The organism is Curtobacterium sp. MCLR17_058 (assembly GCF_003234705.2).
GTDB classification, from domain to species: Bacteria; Actinomycetota; Actinomycetes; order Actinomycetales; family Microbacteriaceae; genus Curtobacterium; species Curtobacterium flaccumfaciens.
Window position 1 is genome coordinate 1,251,089 of record NZ_CP126262.1, and the last position, 13,940, is coordinate 1,265,028.

General features: G+C 69.1%; 18 protein-coding genes. 7 read left to right on the forward strand and 11 right to left on the reverse strand.

Annotated features, from left to right (window positions below; genetic code table 11):
- Nucleotides 1-61: 61 nt before the first annotated feature.
- Together DEJ11_RS05965 and DEJ11_RS05970 are read right to left on the reverse strand one after the other, a co-directional pair.
- On the reverse strand, nt 62-1,045 hold the full coding sequence (locus tag DEJ11_RS05965) for a zinc-binding alcohol dehydrogenase family protein (protein ID WP_111102953.1): 984 nt from the start codon (nt 1,043-1,045) through the stop codon (nt 62-64).
- Nucleotides 1,042-1,536 (reverse strand): MarR family winged helix-turn-helix transcriptional regulator, encoded by a 495-nt coding sequence (locus DEJ11_RS05970; RefSeq protein ID WP_111102954.1) that lies wholly within the window; start codon nt 1,534-1,536, stop codon nt 1,042-1,044. Before DEJ11_RS05970 ends, DEJ11_RS05965 begins: the two co-directional genes overlap by 4 nt.
- A gap of 44 nt (nt 1,537-1,580) precedes the next feature.
- On the opposite strand from DEJ11_RS05970, the gene DEJ11_RS05975 reads away from it, so the two are divergent.
- Both DEJ11_RS05975 and DEJ11_RS05980 read left to right on the forward strand, forming a co-directional pair.
- On the forward strand, nt 1,581-2,003 hold the full coding sequence (locus tag DEJ11_RS05975) for an ester cyclase (RefSeq protein WP_110864774.1): 423 nt from the start codon (nt 1,581-1,583) through the stop codon (nt 2,001-2,003).
- Nucleotides 2,004-2,424: 421 nt separating this feature from the next.
- Nucleotides 2,425-2,652, forward strand: coding sequence for a hypothetical protein (locus tag DEJ11_RS05980; RefSeq protein WP_111087522.1), 228 nt, complete (start codon nt 2,425-2,427; stop codon nt 2,650-2,652).
- Nucleotides 2,653-2,684: 32 nt separating this feature from the next.
- On the opposite strand, the gene DEJ11_RS05985 is transcribed toward DEJ11_RS05980, so the two are convergent.
- From DEJ11_RS05985 to DEJ11_RS05995, 3 genes are all read right to left on the reverse strand, one after another.
- The gene (locus DEJ11_RS05985) at nt 2,685-3,986 is read right to left on the reverse strand and encodes an MFS transporter (RefSeq protein ID WP_284176688.1); all 1,302 of its coding nucleotides are present in this window, start codon (nt 3,984-3,986) and stop codon (nt 2,685-2,687) included.
- Nucleotides 3,987-3,989: 3 nt separating this feature from the next.
- Nucleotides 3,990-5,186, reverse strand: coding sequence for an MFS transporter (locus DEJ11_RS05990; RefSeq protein ID WP_181440783.1), 1,197 nt, complete (start codon nt 5,184-5,186; stop codon nt 3,990-3,992).
- Between the two features lie 421 nt (nt 5,187-5,607).
- On the reverse strand, nt 5,608-6,090 hold the full coding sequence (locus tag DEJ11_RS05995) for a MarR family winged helix-turn-helix transcriptional regulator (protein WP_111102958.1): 483 nt from the start codon (nt 6,088-6,090) through the stop codon (nt 5,608-5,610).
- A gap of 55 nt (nt 6,091-6,145) precedes the next feature.
- Here DEJ11_RS05995 and DEJ11_RS06000 point away from each other — a divergent pair, with 55 nt between their 5' ends.
- Genes DEJ11_RS06000 through DEJ11_RS06010 form a run of 3 tightly spaced genes read left to right on the forward strand, consistent with a single transcriptional unit; the run spans nt 6,146 to nt 7,891 of the window.
- Entirely contained in the window at nt 6,146-7,336 is a 1,191-nt protein-coding gene (locus DEJ11_RS06000; protein WP_111102959.1) for an FAD-dependent monooxygenase, read from the forward strand.
- 54 nt (nt 7,337-7,390) lie between these two features.
- Nucleotides 7,391-7,729 (forward strand): ASCH domain-containing protein, encoded by a 339-nt coding sequence (locus tag DEJ11_RS06005; RefSeq protein WP_111102960.1) that lies wholly within the window; start codon nt 7,391-7,393, stop codon nt 7,727-7,729.
- 18 nt (nt 7,730-7,747) lie between these two features.
- The gene (locus tag DEJ11_RS06010; protein ID WP_181440784.1) at nt 7,748-7,891 is read left to right on the forward strand and encodes a hypothetical protein; all 144 of its coding nucleotides are present in this window, start codon (nt 7,748-7,750) and stop codon (nt 7,889-7,891) included.
- A gap of 9 nt (nt 7,892-7,900) precedes the next feature.
- On the opposite strand, the gene DEJ11_RS06015 is transcribed toward DEJ11_RS06010, so the two are convergent.
- Nucleotides 7,901-8,611 (reverse strand): SDR family oxidoreductase, encoded by a 711-nt coding sequence (locus DEJ11_RS06015; protein WP_111102961.1) that lies wholly within the window; start codon nt 8,609-8,611, stop codon nt 7,901-7,903.
- A gap of 56 nt (nt 8,612-8,667) precedes the next feature.
- Between DEJ11_RS06015 and DEJ11_RS06020 the strand changes: the two genes are divergently transcribed.
- Nucleotides 8,668-9,063, forward strand: a complete 396-nt coding sequence (locus DEJ11_RS06020; protein ID WP_111102962.1) for a MerR family transcriptional regulator — start codon at nt 8,668-8,670, stop codon at nt 9,061-9,063.
- 10 nt (nt 9,064-9,073) lie between these two features.
- Here the strand turns inward: DEJ11_RS06020 and DEJ11_RS06025 are convergent, their stop codons facing one another.
- Nucleotides 9,074-9,451, reverse strand: a complete 378-nt coding sequence (locus DEJ11_RS06025; protein WP_111102964.1) for a VOC family protein — start codon at nt 9,449-9,451, stop codon at nt 9,074-9,076.
- 112 nt (nt 9,452-9,563) lie between these two features.
- The gene (locus DEJ11_RS06030; RefSeq protein ID WP_111102965.1) at nt 9,564-10,259 is read right to left on the reverse strand and encodes a helix-turn-helix transcriptional regulator; all 696 of its coding nucleotides are present in this window, start codon (nt 10,257-10,259) and stop codon (nt 9,564-9,566) included.
- Between the two features lie 254 nt (nt 10,260-10,513).
- On the opposite strand from DEJ11_RS06030, the gene DEJ11_RS06035 reads away from it, so the two are divergent.
- Nucleotides 10,514-11,584, forward strand: coding sequence for a magnesium and cobalt transport protein CorA (locus DEJ11_RS06035; RefSeq protein WP_111102966.1), 1,071 nt, complete (start codon nt 10,514-10,516; stop codon nt 11,582-11,584).
- A 61-nt stretch (nt 11,585-11,645) separates the two neighbouring features.
- Here the strand turns inward: DEJ11_RS06035 and DEJ11_RS06040 are convergent, their stop codons facing one another.
- From DEJ11_RS06040 to DEJ11_RS06050, 3 genes are all read right to left on the reverse strand, one after another.
- The gene (locus DEJ11_RS06040) at nt 11,646-12,425 is read right to left on the reverse strand and encodes a hypothetical protein (protein ID WP_111102967.1); all 780 of its coding nucleotides are present in this window, start codon (nt 12,423-12,425) and stop codon (nt 11,646-11,648) included.
- 25 nt (nt 12,426-12,450) lie between these two features.
- Nucleotides 12,451-12,990, reverse strand: coding sequence for an RNA polymerase sigma factor (locus tag DEJ11_RS06045; protein WP_083389453.1), 540 nt, complete (start codon nt 12,988-12,990; stop codon nt 12,451-12,453).
- Between the two features lie 134 nt (nt 12,991-13,124).
- Nucleotides 13,125-13,835, reverse strand: a complete 711-nt coding sequence (locus DEJ11_RS06050; RefSeq protein ID WP_111102968.1) for an NADPH-dependent F420 reductase — start codon at nt 13,833-13,835, stop codon at nt 13,125-13,127.
- Between the last annotated feature and the right edge of the window lie 105 nt (nt 13,836-13,940).

The following is a 13,940-nucleotide window of genomic DNA, read 5'->3' on the forward strand; positions in this document are numbered from 1 at the left end:
GCCCTTGTCGAGGACGAACGGGTTCCACCCCGAGAGCGGGGTTCCGGAGAGCCCGTAACCATCATCGGATGGTGACGACGAGCTTGCCTGACCGGGTCCCGTCCTCCATGTCGCGGTGGGCCTGCACGATCTCCTCGAGCGGATACACCTTCGCGATCGGGACCTGCACGGTGCCGGCTGCGACGGTGTCAAGGTACGTCTGCAGCACCGATGCCGGCAGGTCGCTCGCTTCGCCGGAGTACGCGGTGAGGCGCACCCCGTTGGGGATCACCGCCATCGGGTAGAAGTCGGGGATGGTCCAGACGTCGGAGAGCATCCCGCTGAACGACACGGTGCCGTGGACGGCTGTCGCCCGGAGCGTGTCGGGCAGCGTGTCTGTGCCGATCAACTCGACCGCTCCGTTGACGCCGTCCGGCACGATTCGACGGACCGTCTCGGCGATCCTGCCCGAGTCCACCACGACGTGGTCCGCACCAGTGGTGTGCAGTCGCTCCGTGCGGTCCGGGTTGCGCGTGGTGGCGATGACGGTCATGCCCTGCTGCTTCGCCAGCACGATGCACGCCAGGCCGATCGACGACGTGCCACCGCGGATCAGGATCGTGTCGTCCCGGCGGGCACCGACGCCCACGGTGAGCGAACCGTGTGCGGTCTGCAGCATCTCGGGGACGGCGCCGAGCAGGGACCAGTCGAGGCTGCTCCGGAACGGCACGACGCTGCTGGCCGGAACGACGGTGTACTCGGCGTAGCCCCCGTCGAAGTCGCGACCCATCCCGCCCATCAGCCCGGCCACTTGGGTACCGGCGGGGAACTCCCCACCTGGGGCTGCCTCCACGGTCCCGACGGCTTCGATCCCGGGCACCCGTGGGAAGGTCCCGAAATGGCCCATGCCGCGGCGGAAGTGCAGCTCGGACCGGTTGAGCCCGAACGCTTCCACACGGATCAGCACCTGGCCCGGGCCTGGGATCGGGATCGGCAGCTCACGGAGGTGCAACACGTCGGGGCCACCGGGTGCGTCGATCACGACGGCCCGCATGGTGGCCGTCATCGCCTTGCCTCCAACGTCGACTGCAGGCGCTCGAGTGCCGCGATGCCGTCTGCGATCGCCGTGGCATCGGCATCCGAGAGCACGGCGTCCAGCGCTTGGTCGAACCGCTCGTCCGCGAGGGCGAAGGCGTCTCTCCCCTGGGGTGAGAGCACACTGCGGACACTGCGCCGATCGTCCGGGTCCGTCGAACGCTCGAGGAAACCATCGGCGGCGAGCCGGTCGAGCAAGCGACTGGCTGCAGCGATCGACGTCCCGACGCCGGTCGCGACGTCCTGCACCCGGGCGCCCGATGGGGCTGCCTGGACGATCCGCAACACTTCCAGTCGGGCCAGGCTCAGCACACCCTCGCCCCGCATCCGCTTCTCGACCGCGTTCCACACGTCGGTCTCGTGCCGCACCAGCGCGGCGAAGTACTCGTGCAGACGCGCCGCTCGCCCGGTCCGGTCATCCGGGGCGTCGATTCCAGGGAGGGGGGCGAGGTCCGTGCTCATGCTTCGACTCTACGGCATCTACTTGCTATGTAAAGTAGTTGCCCATGACCACAGACACACGCCTCTCGTTCCTGCGATTCGTCGACTTCATCAACAGCGCCGACCCGTCCATCGGTGAGACGGTCATCGCACCGGAGGCGGCGTTCTTGACGCCGTTCTCGCCCGAGCCGCTGCGCGGGCTGCCGGGGTACCTGCAGATCCTGACGATCATGCGGGGCGCGTTCTCTGACATCCAGTGGAGCATCGACCGGATCGTCGTCGAGGGCGACACGGTCGCAGCACGTTTCGAACTCCGCGGCACGCACGACGGCGAGTTCCTCGGTGTCCCCGCTACGGGGAGGACGGTGGTCGCGAACGCGAGCAACTTCTACCGTTTCGACGAGGGACTGATCGTCGACGAGGTCGGCCAGCCTGACGTGCTCAGCATCCTCGGGCAGATCGGGGCGCTCCCGCCGGCACTCGGCTGAACGGTCACCGTTGAACGCCCTCGAGGACCCACCCGTTGTCGCAGATGCGCATCGGGGGAGTGAGTGACCTGGAACCGTGGATGCTGCTCGGGTTCGGCGAGGACGTGCCCCGATCGCTACGGTGATGCGCGCGCAGCCTCGGGCGGCAGCGGCGTCCGTTGGCAAGGTGCATGGATGCAGACCGAGGACGCTTGGCAGATCGCCACCCGAGCTCCGTCACCGACGCTGTTCGCGGGGGAGTTCGCCGAGTTCTCCAGTCGAGACTGCACCGCGGTCGAGTGATCGGGCGTGACCCGCGGTCGTCGTCGAGGAGGTCCGGAGCGCAGCCGGCGGCGGACTGGGTGTGGCCGCCACATCCCCGGCACGGACGTCACTTCGCCAGCGCGCGCGGATCGCGGAGAGTCGAGAGTTAGATGGGCGCATGTTCTCTCGCGTTCCGCCCCGTGTGTTCGGCCTTGCGTTCGGCCTCGGGGCTCTGGTCGCGGGGCTCGTGATGGCGCTCCTCGGTGCGGGCGTCCAGTACATCGGGCTCGTGGCCGGAGGGCTGGTCATCGCGGCGATGGGATTGCTGGCTGCGATCGTCGGTGCGATCGGCTTCGCACTCCACGGGTCCGCCCGATCCGAGCGTGACCGGACGAAGCGAACCTGAGTCGCTGGCAAGCTCGTTCGGCGGTCGATCCGTTACCGAACGGCGATCGTCCTGAGTGGTGAGCACATCGCCACGACGACGGCGCCGGCGAACACGAGGGTCACCGCGAGCAGCGCGACGCCATCTCCAGCGACGGTCATGAGCGCGCCGCCGCCCACTGCTCCTCCAGCCGCGAGGGTCCTGTTCGCGCTGCGCATCGTGCCGTTCATCCGACCGAGCAGCGCGTCGGGTGTGACGGTCTGGCGGAGACTCATCTCGTTCGCGTTCTCGCAGCCCGCTGCAGCGCCGTGCACGGCGAAGGCGCCGAACAGCACCGCGACAGTCGCCGGTGTTCCTGCGGTGTCGGTGCCAACCGTCGTGAGCGTGATGGCGGCCCAGGCGATCGGGTACGCGGCTCGAGCGGCGATGATCGTCCGGCCGGCACCGAAGCGGGTGCCGAGTCGAGGCGCCGCTGTGGCGCCGAGGAGCATCGCGACACCGCTGACGGCGAGGATGCCCCCGTACACGGCCGCTGGGAGCGCGAAGGTGCGGAGCGCGAGTGTCGCGAACACCGTCAGTCCGGCGGCGTTGGCGAGGAACCAGAGATGTGTCGACAGCGCCAGCGGTGCGAGCGTCGCATGACCGTACGTCCACCGCAGACCGTCGGCGATGTCCCTCCGCAACCGGGTTCCCGCCGTGCGTGCTGGCGTCTGCTCGTCGACGCGGACGCGCGCGATGAGAACGGCGTCGATGAAGTAGCTCACCGCGTCGAGGGCGATCGCGACCGGCGCGGTCACGATGCTGACCAGGACACCTCCGAGAGCCGGGCCCACCGTCTGCGCTGCCGCATCACTCTGATCAACCCGCGCATTCGCCGCCAGGAGGAGTGGGCGAGGGACGATTCGGGGGAGGAGGGACTGCGTTGCGGCGAATCCGATGACGGACAGGATGCCGAACACGAACAACGCCGCCGCCGTCGCCCAGAGGTTCAAGAGCCCCGTGAACCAGAGCACCGGGATCGTGCCCAGGCACACGCCACGACCGACACTCGCCCAGATCAGGAGTGGCTTGCGCCGGAATCGATCGACGTACGCGCCGACGATCAGCCCGAACAACGCGTACGGGAGGAACTGGGCAGCGTTCACCAGCCCCACCTCGAACGGGCTGGCGTGCAGCACTGTCACCACGAGAACCGGTACGGCGACCGCGCTGACTGCTGATCCGAACGACGAGACGGTCGCAGCAGACCAGTACGGGCGGAACCCGGGGACTCCACGCAGCGTGGTCGCGTCCTCGCCCATGCGCCAACGCTGGCAGACCGCGACACTGCGAGCAAGACAGTTCGCCCAAGACACTGTTCAAGCGTCGATGTCGGTCGGCTCCGCGACTCGTACGCGTCCCGGCAAACCCCGGACCGCTCTGTGCCAAGCCCAGGCGGCGGCGAGGAACACACCCGTGGCGATGAGCCAGAGCAGCCAGGGCGTGCGCGAGTCCAAGAGTCCGAGAGTGAGCGGGAACAGTGCCATGCCGATCGAGCTCGCGGTCTGGAACACCCCGATCGCTCGGCCGCGGATTCGAGGGTGTGGAGCTTCGGCCATGACCGCGTTGGCGGCCGGGAGGTAGATCATGTCCGCAGCTGCCAGCAGGATCGCGACCACGATGACGAAGGACCATGCCGCCAGCCCATGCAGCGGAGGGAGAACGATGAGCGGTGCTGCGGTCGCGGCAGTCAAGACTGCACCGAGCGCGATGAGCGTTCCACGCTGCTGACCAGCAACCCAGCGGGTCACGGAGGTCTGGAGCAACGCGCACAGGCCGGTAGCGACAGCGAACTGGACGGGCGCGACCGCTGGGGACATGCCCCACTGCTCGACGAACAGAACACTGAACGCGACGTTCGGCAACACCATTGCGGGACCGATGAGGAACTGTCCGAGCGTGATGAGTCGCATCGACCGGTCGGCGATGAAGGAACGAAGTGACCCGGTCGTGTCCGCCCCTTCCGCATCGGCGAGGGCGGACGTCGGCGTGGATCGGTGCCCGGTGGGTTGCGTCGCGAACACGCCGGCCGCCACAACGCTGGTGACGACGTTGGCGAGGACCAGCCACCGCAACCCGTCTTGGTGGCCGTTCGCGAGGGTGACCGCGGCGATGATCGCGCCAGCGCCGAGCGCTGCGGCCTTCGTCGCTTCGAGGAACGCGAACCACCGCTCGAACGGGCGGCCTTCAGCGAGGTCGTGGACGTACGCGGTCCATGAGGTCCAGTAGAGCCGCTCGGAGCCGCTGGCCAGGAAGATCGCCGCGAAGATCATCATCGGATCGTGAGCGAACAGGTAGAGCGTGAAGCCCGCTGCTGAGAGGAGGTTGTTGAGGATCATCGACGCCTTCGCGCCGAATCGATCGGTGAGGACGCCACCGACCAGTCCGATCGGGAGGGCAACCAGTGTCGCGACGGTGGAGACGGCGCCGAGCACTGCAAGCGGCACGTCGGTGGTGATGGTGAAGTAGACGATCGTCAGTGGCAGCGTGAGGCCGGCGCCGATGGTGTCGGTCAAGACTGCGAAGGTGACGAAACGGTGTTCGCGCAAGCTCGCGAGTGAGGCCCGAAACCGGGCAGGGGTGAAGAGCATGGATGTGGTCCCGTGAAGTCGTCGCGCCGCCGTCGTACGACGGCGCGGGCAAGCAGAAGCACGCGAGCAGGACGCTCGCGTCGGGGAGGGGCCGACCTTCGTGGTCAGCTCAGTACTGCGTTGCCATGACTCCGGGAGGGATCGGCCGCGGTCCGACGAACTCGGGCGCAGGCTTGGTGGGGAACAGTCGACGAGGGGCACAGAACGGCATCGTTGCCACCCTTCGCCATCATCGGACCAGTTGAACGAACGCTAGCAGCGCTCAAGATGACAGATCAACGTGAATAAGCAGCTGGCGATCGGCCAACAAGACCCCCGGTGGTCGGCCGGGCAACCTCGATGGCGTCTATCCGCGGAGCCGGTCCGCGGCATCCGACGCGGCACCGACCATGCGGCGGATGAACGCGGCGTGGTGCTCCAGCTCCGCTGCAGGCACCTGTTGCAGGGCGGCAGCGATCTCGGCGGTCGACCGCTCCGTGAACGCCCGCGCGCGTTCCCGCGCAGCCGGTGTCGGACGGAGCGTCACCCGGCGCCGGTCGGTGTGCTCGCGGCTGCGTGCGAGCAGACCGGCCGCTTCCAAGCGGTTCAGCAGCACCGTCACGGATCCGGAGGTCATACCGATCCTCTGCCCGAGTCGTGCCGGCGACAGCGGGTCCCCGGACGAGTCGGCCCAGAGCACCTGTCCGAGGGCGTTCGCATCCGTGGTCGGCAGGTCGAGCCAGGAGGACATCAGCTGGTTGAGCTCGGCGAACGCCACGGCCCACGTCTGGAGCGCTTCCATCACCTCGACCTGGGGTGCGTCCCACTCCATCTCGAACACGTCGTCCATCAGATTCCTTTACTGTGTAGTATCTTTATTGTAAAGCTCACAACGGAGGAACACCATGGCAAACCGCACCGCTGTCATCTCAGGAGCCAGTATTGCTGGCCTCTCGACCGCCTACTGGCTCCGACGGACCGGATGGGACGTGACCGTCATCGAACGAGCCGCTGCGTTCCGTGACGGCGGACAGAACGTCGACGTCCGAGGCGTCGCGCGCGACGTGCTTCGCAAGATGGGCTTGTTCGACGCCGTGAAGGCACGGAACACCACCGAGACGGGCACCGTCCTCGTCGACAGGCGAGGAGCCGTCACCGCCGAACTGCCCTCCGACGGGGCTGGCGGTGCGACCGCGGAACTCGAGATCCTGCGCGGCGACCTCGCTCGGACGATCCTCGACAACCTGCCGGGCGGCGTCTCCTTCATCTACGGGGACACTGTGTCGGACGTCGCCGACGACGCTGCGGGAGTCACCGTGACGACCGCGAAGGGACAGCGCCTCAGCGCGGACCTGTTCGTCATCGCCGAGGGTGTGCGGTCCCGGACTCGTGGCATGGTCTTCGATGGGGACGACGTCGACCAGCGCGACCTCGACGTCACCATGGTGTTCGGGACCATCCCGCGGACCGACAACGATGACGACCGTTGGCGGTGGCACAACGCCGTTCGCGGACGCCAAGTCCACCTTCGACCCGACCCGTACGGCACCACCCGCGCGATCCTCGCCTACTCTCCCGGGGACGACGTCATCGGTCTGAATCGTGAGCAGACACTGGCGGCGGTGCGGCGCAGGTACGACGGAGTCGGGTGGGAGGCGCCGCGGGTCCTGGACGCGCTCGACACGTCCACGGACGTCTACATCGACCAGCTCCAGCAGATCCGGATGCGGACCTGGCACCGCGGCCACGTCGTGATGGCCGGTGACGCCGGATGGTGCGTCACGCCGATGGGCGGCGGCGGCGCCTCACTCGCGCTCACCGCCGGGTACGTCCTTGCCGCGGAGCTCGCCGACGCGACGCAGGACCAGGAAGCAGCGCTGACCGCGTACGAGAAGTGGATGCGTCCTCTGGTCGACGATGTGCAGGACCTCCCTCGCGGACTCAAGGCCCTGGCCTACCCGCAGTCCCGACTCGCGCTCGCGCTCCGCGGGCTCCTCAACAAGGTGTTGATGTCACGGCCGCTCCGACCCGTCGCCATGAAGCTCACCCAGGTCGCCGAGACCGATCGCGAGTTGCCGGTCCTCCTCGATCGCTGAGCCCGCAGCGCGGGAGGGGCACTCGCTCCGCGAGGAGTCCGGCAAGCTGGGAGCATGGCCGACACAACCCCACGCATCGTCCACTTCCACCAGAAGCACCACGAAGCGATCATCAGCGGCGAGAAGGTCACCACCGTCCGGTGGAACGAGTCCGTGCAGGTCGGCGCGGCGACGTTCGTCTTCGACGATCACCCGACCGCCGAACCACTGGCCGGCACGATCACCGCCGTGCACCCTTACCGGCTCGACACCCTCACGGCAGAACAGGCGCATCAGCCGCCGGAGACGGACATGCGGCGCTTCGGCCAGCAGCTCCGTGAGAACTACTACCCCGACATGCCGGACGATGCGATCGTCGAGGTGGCCGAACTCACGACCGGGCCGTCTCAGTAGTCGCAGCCCGACCTCGACGTGGTCACGCGCGAGTTCACGCTCGTCGGGGTGAACCCCGCCCTCGATCAGTTCACGGAGTTGGCCGACGAGCTGCGGGTCCGCGCCGAAGAGCAGGCGGCCCGGCACGGCCGCACGTTGGCGGCCGTGCCGAAGGCTGCGTGAAGCCGACTCCTACGACGCGAGCATCTGCGCCACCACCGCGTACAGCTCCTTGGGGTCCCCGGCGAGCATCTGCTTGATCAATGCGGCCTGCTCGTCGACCACGACCTCGTAGTCGTCGCGCTCGACCCCGTCCAAGGTCGCGCGCGCCACATCCGCAGGGTCGGTCTTGGCCATCGAGATCCCCGCGGTCATGTCGGTGTCGGCGACTCCGAGGTGCACGGACATCACCGCGGTCCCTTGGCCGGCCAGCTCGTGCCGCAACGCGTTGCCCATGTTCCACAGGGCGGCCTTCGACACCGCGTAGGCGGAGGCTCCGGGCATGGCGAGCCACGAGGCACCCGAGGCGATGTTCACGATGCTCCCACCGCCGTTCGCCGCCAGGACGGGTGCGAATGCGCGGATCACGGACAGGGTGCCCCAGACGTTCGTGTCCATGTCGGCGTGCGCTGCGTCCAGGTCGCCCAGCAGGGTCGCCGTGGTCGCGATCCCGGCGTTGTTGATCAGGAGATCGACGTCGGTCGCGACCGCGGCGGCCGCTGCGACGGACGCGGGGGAGGTGATGTCGAGGGCGAGGCGCTCGGCGCCCTCGAGGTCGATCAGTTCGGGGCGTCGGGCGGTGGCGTAGACCTTCGCCCCGCGTGCGATCAGCTGTGCGGCGAGGTGGCGTCCGATACCGCGGTTCGTGCCGGTGACGAGGGCAGTGGCTCCAGAGAGGTTCATGCCTGCTACGGTAGAACCTGACGTCAACGTGAGGATCAAGCCCGAGGGACAGAACGATGCGGATCGGTGAACTCGCAGAACGTGCCGGCGTCAGCGTCCGGTCACTGCGGTACTACGAGGAGCAGGGGCTCCTCGAGTCGGAGCGGACCACGGGCGGACACCGGGAGTACCGCGAGCCCGATGTCGCGCGGGTGCGCTTCATGCAGATGCTCTACGCGGCGGGCATGCCGAGTCGTCGGATCGTCGAACTCCTGCCCTTCCTCGACACCGGGGTCGCGACGCGGACGATGCTCGACCACTTCGACGAGGAGAGCGATCGCATCCGACGCCAGATCGAGGCCCTCGGTGCCACCCACGACCGCCTCGCGCGGCTCCGCGACATCGCGGCGGAGTCCGTCGCGGGGCGACCACCGGAGGAGTGCCGCTCGTCCGCGAACGCCGCCGCCGCCTGAGCCGCTCCGCCTAGTTGGCGGCGGCGGGCCTGCTGAACAGGTTGACGACGTTGCCGTCCGGGTCGCGGACCAGTGCGGAACGGTTGCCCCACGGCATCGTGGTCGGCTCCAGGACGACGCCGTCGCTGCCGAGCTGCAGTCCGGCGAAGTCGCCGTCGACGTCGGCGACCTCGAACTCGATGAGCACGGAACGGTTCGTCGCGGGCGTCAGGGCGCCGCCGAGCATGGCGACCGTGGCGGTGCTGGCGATCGCGAGGGTCCCACCCGGGCCGGTGAACTGCGCGAAGACCGGAGCGGGGCGCTCGGCCGGCTGGCCGGTGACCCGCTCGTAGAAGGCGACCATGCCCTCGAGGTCGTCGGTGATGATGCGGACGGATGCGAACGACATGGGGTTCCTCACGGTGGTGCTGCTGACTCGGAGCGATCAGCTTCACCGGCCGCCGCGACAGCGTCCTGTCGGTGTTTCCGGAAACCGACCGCGTTTCCGGGGACCGACCGCGCTAGTCGTCGAGGACCGGACGGAGTCGTCCGTAGTGGATTGCGAGGTCCTCGGATCGCAGGACGCGCTGCGCAGGCCGCTCGTCGGTGACCTCGACCGACAGCATCCGGTCGCCGCGGAACGCCCGCACCCCGTCGCGGGTCCGGCACCAGGCGATCAGGTACCACTGACCGTCCTTCCCGATCGACCCCAGCGGTTCGACGTCGCGGACGGACTCCGCTCCGCCGGCGTCCCGGTACCGGAGCCGCACCACTCGATCCGCACGCAGGGCAGCCGCGAACGCGGCCGGGGCGACCGTGTCCTCCTCGTCCTCCAGGAAGTGCACCCGCGAGGCCAGCGCACTGGCTCGTGCGGCATCCCCGGCGGGCATCACCGCGAGCGTCTTCCTGGCCGCGGTCTGCGCCGCGTGCCGGAACGGACTGCGCCCCAGCGAGCCGAGCCCGATCAGCACCGCGAGGGCCTCGTCCGGCGTGAAGCCCGCCGGGCCGAGCGTGGCGGACGCGTCGATGACGTACCCGCCCGTCCGGCCGGGCTCCGCCCAGATGGGCACACCCGACTGCTGCAGCGCGGAGATGTCCCGTTCGATGGTCCGCACCGACACCTCGAACCGCTCCGCGAGACGACGCGCGCTCCGCGGTTGCGGGGCGACGGCGCGCAACTCCTCCACGAGGCCGTAGAGCCGGTCGGTGCGATTCACCTCGCCATCTTCGCTGTCGCCCCGACGTTCCGTCAGATCCACGCCGTCTCGTCTGCCACGTGACGGTCTGGAGGCACGGTGCCAGCTGGCACCGCGCCTCCAGTCCGTCCTGGGGTCGCGCCCAGGGCGTGTCAGGACTCCGACAGGAATCCGGCGCAAAGCGTGAGGGCTCCGTCAGGGAAGCGCTCGCGCCGTCGGCGGTCCGGCATGATCGGCAGGTTGCCCGCATGCACCACGGAACCAGGAGGACACCGGTGGCCCTCATCGACAACGGCATCTACGTCAACGGAACCCGAACGGAGTCGCCGCAGGACCTCAGCCTGACCGACGAGGCGCTCGACGCTGCCGGAAGCGGCGCGATGGCATGGATCGGGCTGTTCCGACCGACGGCCGCCGAACTGGCCTCGGTCGCGGACGAGTTCGGGCTGCACCCGCTCGCGGTCGAGGACGCGCACAAGGGGCACCAGCGCGCGAAGCTCGAGCGCTACGGCGACACCTTGTTCGTGGTGCTGCGACCCGCCTGGTACGACGAGGACGAGGAGACCGTCGAGTTCGGTGAGGTGCACCTGTTCACCGGGCGCGACTTCGTCGTGACCGTCCGGCATGCGGAGCAGCCGAACCTCGCCGACGTGCGGAAGCGACTCGAAGCCGATCCGGACGCCCTCGGGCGCGGGTCCGAGGCGGTGCTCTGCGCGGTCCTCGACGAGGTCATCGACAGCTACGCCCCGGTCGTCGCCGGGCTGCAGGACGACATCGACGACATCGAGGACGACCTGTTCGACGGTGACGTCGACCCGGCGTCCTCGCGGCGGATCTACCAGCTGCTCAGCGAGGTCATCGGGTTCCAGCGCGCCATCGGCCCGCTGCCCGGGATGCTCAACGCGTTGCTGCGCGGCGCCGAGAAGTACGGCACGGACACCGAGGTGCAGAACCAGCTGCGGAACGTGCTCGACCACGCGATCCGCGTGACCGAGCGGGTCGACACGTTCCGGACGCTGCTCGAGAACGCCCTCACCCTGCACTCGACCCTGGTGACGCAGGAGCAGAACGACGCGATGCGACGGATGACCAGCGCGAGCCTGGCACAGGGGGAGGAGAGCCGACGGCTGGCGCGGGCGTCGATGGAGCAGGGCGAAGAGGTGAAGAAGATCTCGTCCTGGGCGGCGATCCTGTTCGCTCCCACGTTGGTCGCGTCGATCTACGGCATGAACTTCGAGCACATGCCCGAGCTGCGGTGGGTGTGGGGGTACCCGGCGGCGATCGTCGCGATGGTCCTGTTGGCGGTCGTGCTGTGGGCGGTGTTCAAGCGGCGGCACTGGCTCTGAGCGTGCGTGACGACGGACTGGAGGCGCGGTGCCAGCTGGCACCGTGCCTCCAGTCCGTCGGTCACTCCGTCCAGGTCTGCTGGACGAGCGCTTTCAGGAGGCCGTCGGTCGGGACGTTCGACTGCGTGATCGAGATCCAGGTGTCGCCGCGCACGAAGAACGTGTGCGTCGTCTCCACCCGGTCCGAGTAGTACATCGCCGTCTCGGTGTGCTGGCAGGAGCGTCCACCGAGCGTGTCGGTGCAGGTCCAGTCCTTGTCGGCGACGACGCGGAGGCGAGCCTGCAGGACGTCACGATCTGCCGTGCCCATCTCGAGGAACAGCCCCTCGTCGCCCTCGGAGGTACCGCCCGGTGTCCAGGAACAGACCAGCTCCGCGTCCTCCTTGAACGGGATCTCGGGGTCGATGTAGTAGTCGGTCCTGCCGCCCGGTACCTGGGGGCGGAACTGGGTGATCTCCAGCGAACCGAACAAGCGCGGAGCATCGGCGGCCGGCACGGCATCGGTGCACGCCCCGGGGATCGTCGCCGTGGTGTCGGCCGGCGCGGGGGTCGGCGTGATGCGGGCCGCGGACGGTGACGGTGACCCGGTCGGTGCTGGTGTCGGCGGTGCAGAGGACGGCGCGGGTGCGGGTGCTGCGGCGAAGGGCGTCGGAACGAGTCCGAGCGCCACCGAACCGCTCGCGGTGCCGATGCCGAGCACGGCGATCAACGCCACGATGAGGCCGACGCGACGGTGTGTGGAAGCCGGGCGTGGCTTGTCGTGCATGCCCCGGACGACCTGCTGCCGCATGCCGGCGAGCATCCGCTGCATCTCGTCACCTCCGGGCGGCTCGTTGCTCATCGGGGACCCGTGGTCGGTTCGTCGTTCATCGTTCATCGTTCGTCACCGCCTTCTTGATCCGTGCACGGGACCGCCACACGCGCTGGGTGACGGCGCCGACGCTCATACCGAGCAGGTCGGCGGCCTCGGCGTAGGAGCGGCCCTCGATGAGGCACAGCTCGCACACCTGGCGATCGAGTGGTGCGAGCGCGTCGATCTCGGCGCGGACCCACCGCAGTCGCTCGCGGGCGTCGTCGTCCGGCTCGGGCGCTGCGAGCTCGTCGGGCAGGTCGACGCCCTCGTGCCGTCGCTGTTGTCGCCGCAGGTTCGCGGCGTGGTTCCGGCACACGACGAGCAGCCACGGCAGGAGTGACTCCCCGGGGACCTCCACGGTGTCGGCCTTCTGCCAGAGGGTCAGGAACGCGTCCTGCACGATCTCCTCGACGTCCATGCGCCGCGTGACCAGTGCCCACGTGTAGCGGGTCATGGTCTCGGCGTGACGGTCGAACAACGCGGTGACCGCACTGCGGTCGCCGCGCGCTGCTGCCGCCACGAGCGCGCTGTCCGGCTCGGCTGATCGGTTCATGTCCACCCCCTTCACTCCGCAGTGTGCACGGAGGGGACATCCTCACAGATCCTTCGCCGCCGGGCGTGTCGTGTGGCCGAGGGGGCACCCCGGAGTCGGCGGTCACAGGGGTGCCATCGCGTCGCCCGGTCGCGTCAGGTGTCGGTCTCCCTCTCGGCCTCCGGCATCAGGTGGGTCCGACGCGAGACGACGTCGTCCGCCTCCATGTCCCGGTAGCGGCGCGCGTCGGCCAGTGCCCGCACGAGTTCGGTGGCGGTCAGCGGGACGACGTACGCCGGGGTCCCGCGTTGGAACCGCCAGCCCTCGCGGAGCGGACCAGCGTCCACGACGTCGAAGCCGATGCTCCGGATGAGCTCGCTGACGGTGTCCTTGGCCGCGGCGTCGTCGCCCGCGACGGGCAGCGCTCGCCGCGGTCCTCCGCCCGGCCGTGCGTCCGTGGCGATCTCCTCGGCGTAGATGCTGTTGAACGCCTTCACCACACGAGCGGCCGGGAACGAAGCCTGCAGGAGTTCCGACGTGGTGGTCGACTCGTCGTCGAGTGCTTCGATGCGCCCGGACCAGTCGGTGTAGTAGTTGCCCGCGTCCATGACGATCCGGCCGTCCAGCGCGGCCGACGGGAGCTGGTCGTACCGGTGCAGCGGGACGGCGAGCAGCAGCATCTCCGCTCGGTCCGCTGCCCCGACCACGGTGTCCGCGGATGCCCGCTCGCCGAGTGCGGCCACGATCTCGGACAGGCTCTCCGGGCCGCGCGAGTTGGCGAGGACGACACTGTGGCCGGCGGCGACGGCTGCCTGCGCGAACCCCGCTCCCACCTTGCCGGTGCCGATCACTGCGATGACTGTCATGGCGACGCTCCTGCCGTGTCGTGGGCGGCGTGTGGCACAGGTCGCACCACGGTGCTGCCGCCCTCGGTCCATCGTGGGGCGGCCCGGCCCCGGTGTCTTCCGTCA

What these genes read in the sequence shown, in the direction of transcription:
- DEJ11_RS06045 (WP_083389453.1), bottom strand. Translation starts at nt 12,990, where the DNA reads ATGAACCGATCAGCCGAGCCGGACAGCGCGCTCGTGGCGGCAGCAGCG.
- DEJ11_RS05970 (WP_111102954.1), bottom strand. Translation starts at nt 1,536, where the DNA reads ATGAGCACGGACCTCGCCCCCCTCCCTGGAATCGACGCCCCGGATGAC.
- DEJ11_RS06025 (WP_111102964.1), bottom strand. Translation starts at nt 9,451, where the DNA reads ATGTCGTTCGCATCCGTCCGCATCATCACCGACGACCTCGAGGGCATG.
- DEJ11_RS05975 (WP_110864774.1), top strand. Translation starts at nt 1,581, where the DNA reads ATGACCACAGACACACGCCTCTCGTTCCTGCGATTCGTCGACTTCATC.
- DEJ11_RS06015 (WP_111102961.1), bottom strand. Translation starts at nt 8,611, where the DNA reads ATGAACCTCTCTGGAGCCACTGCCCTCGTCACCGGCACGAACCGCGGT.
- DEJ11_RS06005 (WP_111102960.1), top strand. Translation starts at nt 7,391, where the DNA reads ATGGCCGACACAACCCCACGCATCGTCCACTTCCACCAGAAGCACCAC.
- DEJ11_RS06000 (WP_111102959.1), top strand. Translation starts at nt 6,146, where the DNA reads ATGGCAAACCGCACCGCTGTCATCTCAGGAGCCAGTATTGCTGGCCTC.
- DEJ11_RS06040 (WP_111102967.1), bottom strand. Translation starts at nt 12,425, where the DNA reads ATGAGCAACGAGCCGCCCGGAGGTGACGAGATGCAGCGGATGCTCGCC.
- DEJ11_RS06050 (WP_111102968.1), bottom strand. Translation starts at nt 13,835, where the DNA reads ATGACAGTCATCGCAGTGATCGGCACCGGCAAGGTGGGAGCGGGGTTC.
- DEJ11_RS05980 (WP_111087522.1), top strand. Translation starts at nt 2,425, where the DNA reads ATGTTCTCTCGCGTTCCGCCCCGTGTGTTCGGCCTTGCGTTCGGCCTC.
- DEJ11_RS05995 (WP_111102958.1), bottom strand. Translation starts at nt 6,090, where the DNA reads ATGGACGACGTGTTCGAGATGGAGTGGGACGCACCCCAGGTCGAGGTG.
- DEJ11_RS06020 (WP_111102962.1), top strand. Translation starts at nt 8,668, where the DNA reads ATGCGGATCGGTGAACTCGCAGAACGTGCCGGCGTCAGCGTCCGGTCA.
- DEJ11_RS05965 (WP_111102953.1), bottom strand. Translation starts at nt 1,045, where the DNA reads ATGACGGCCACCATGCGGGCCGTCGTGATCGACGCACCCGGTGGCCCC.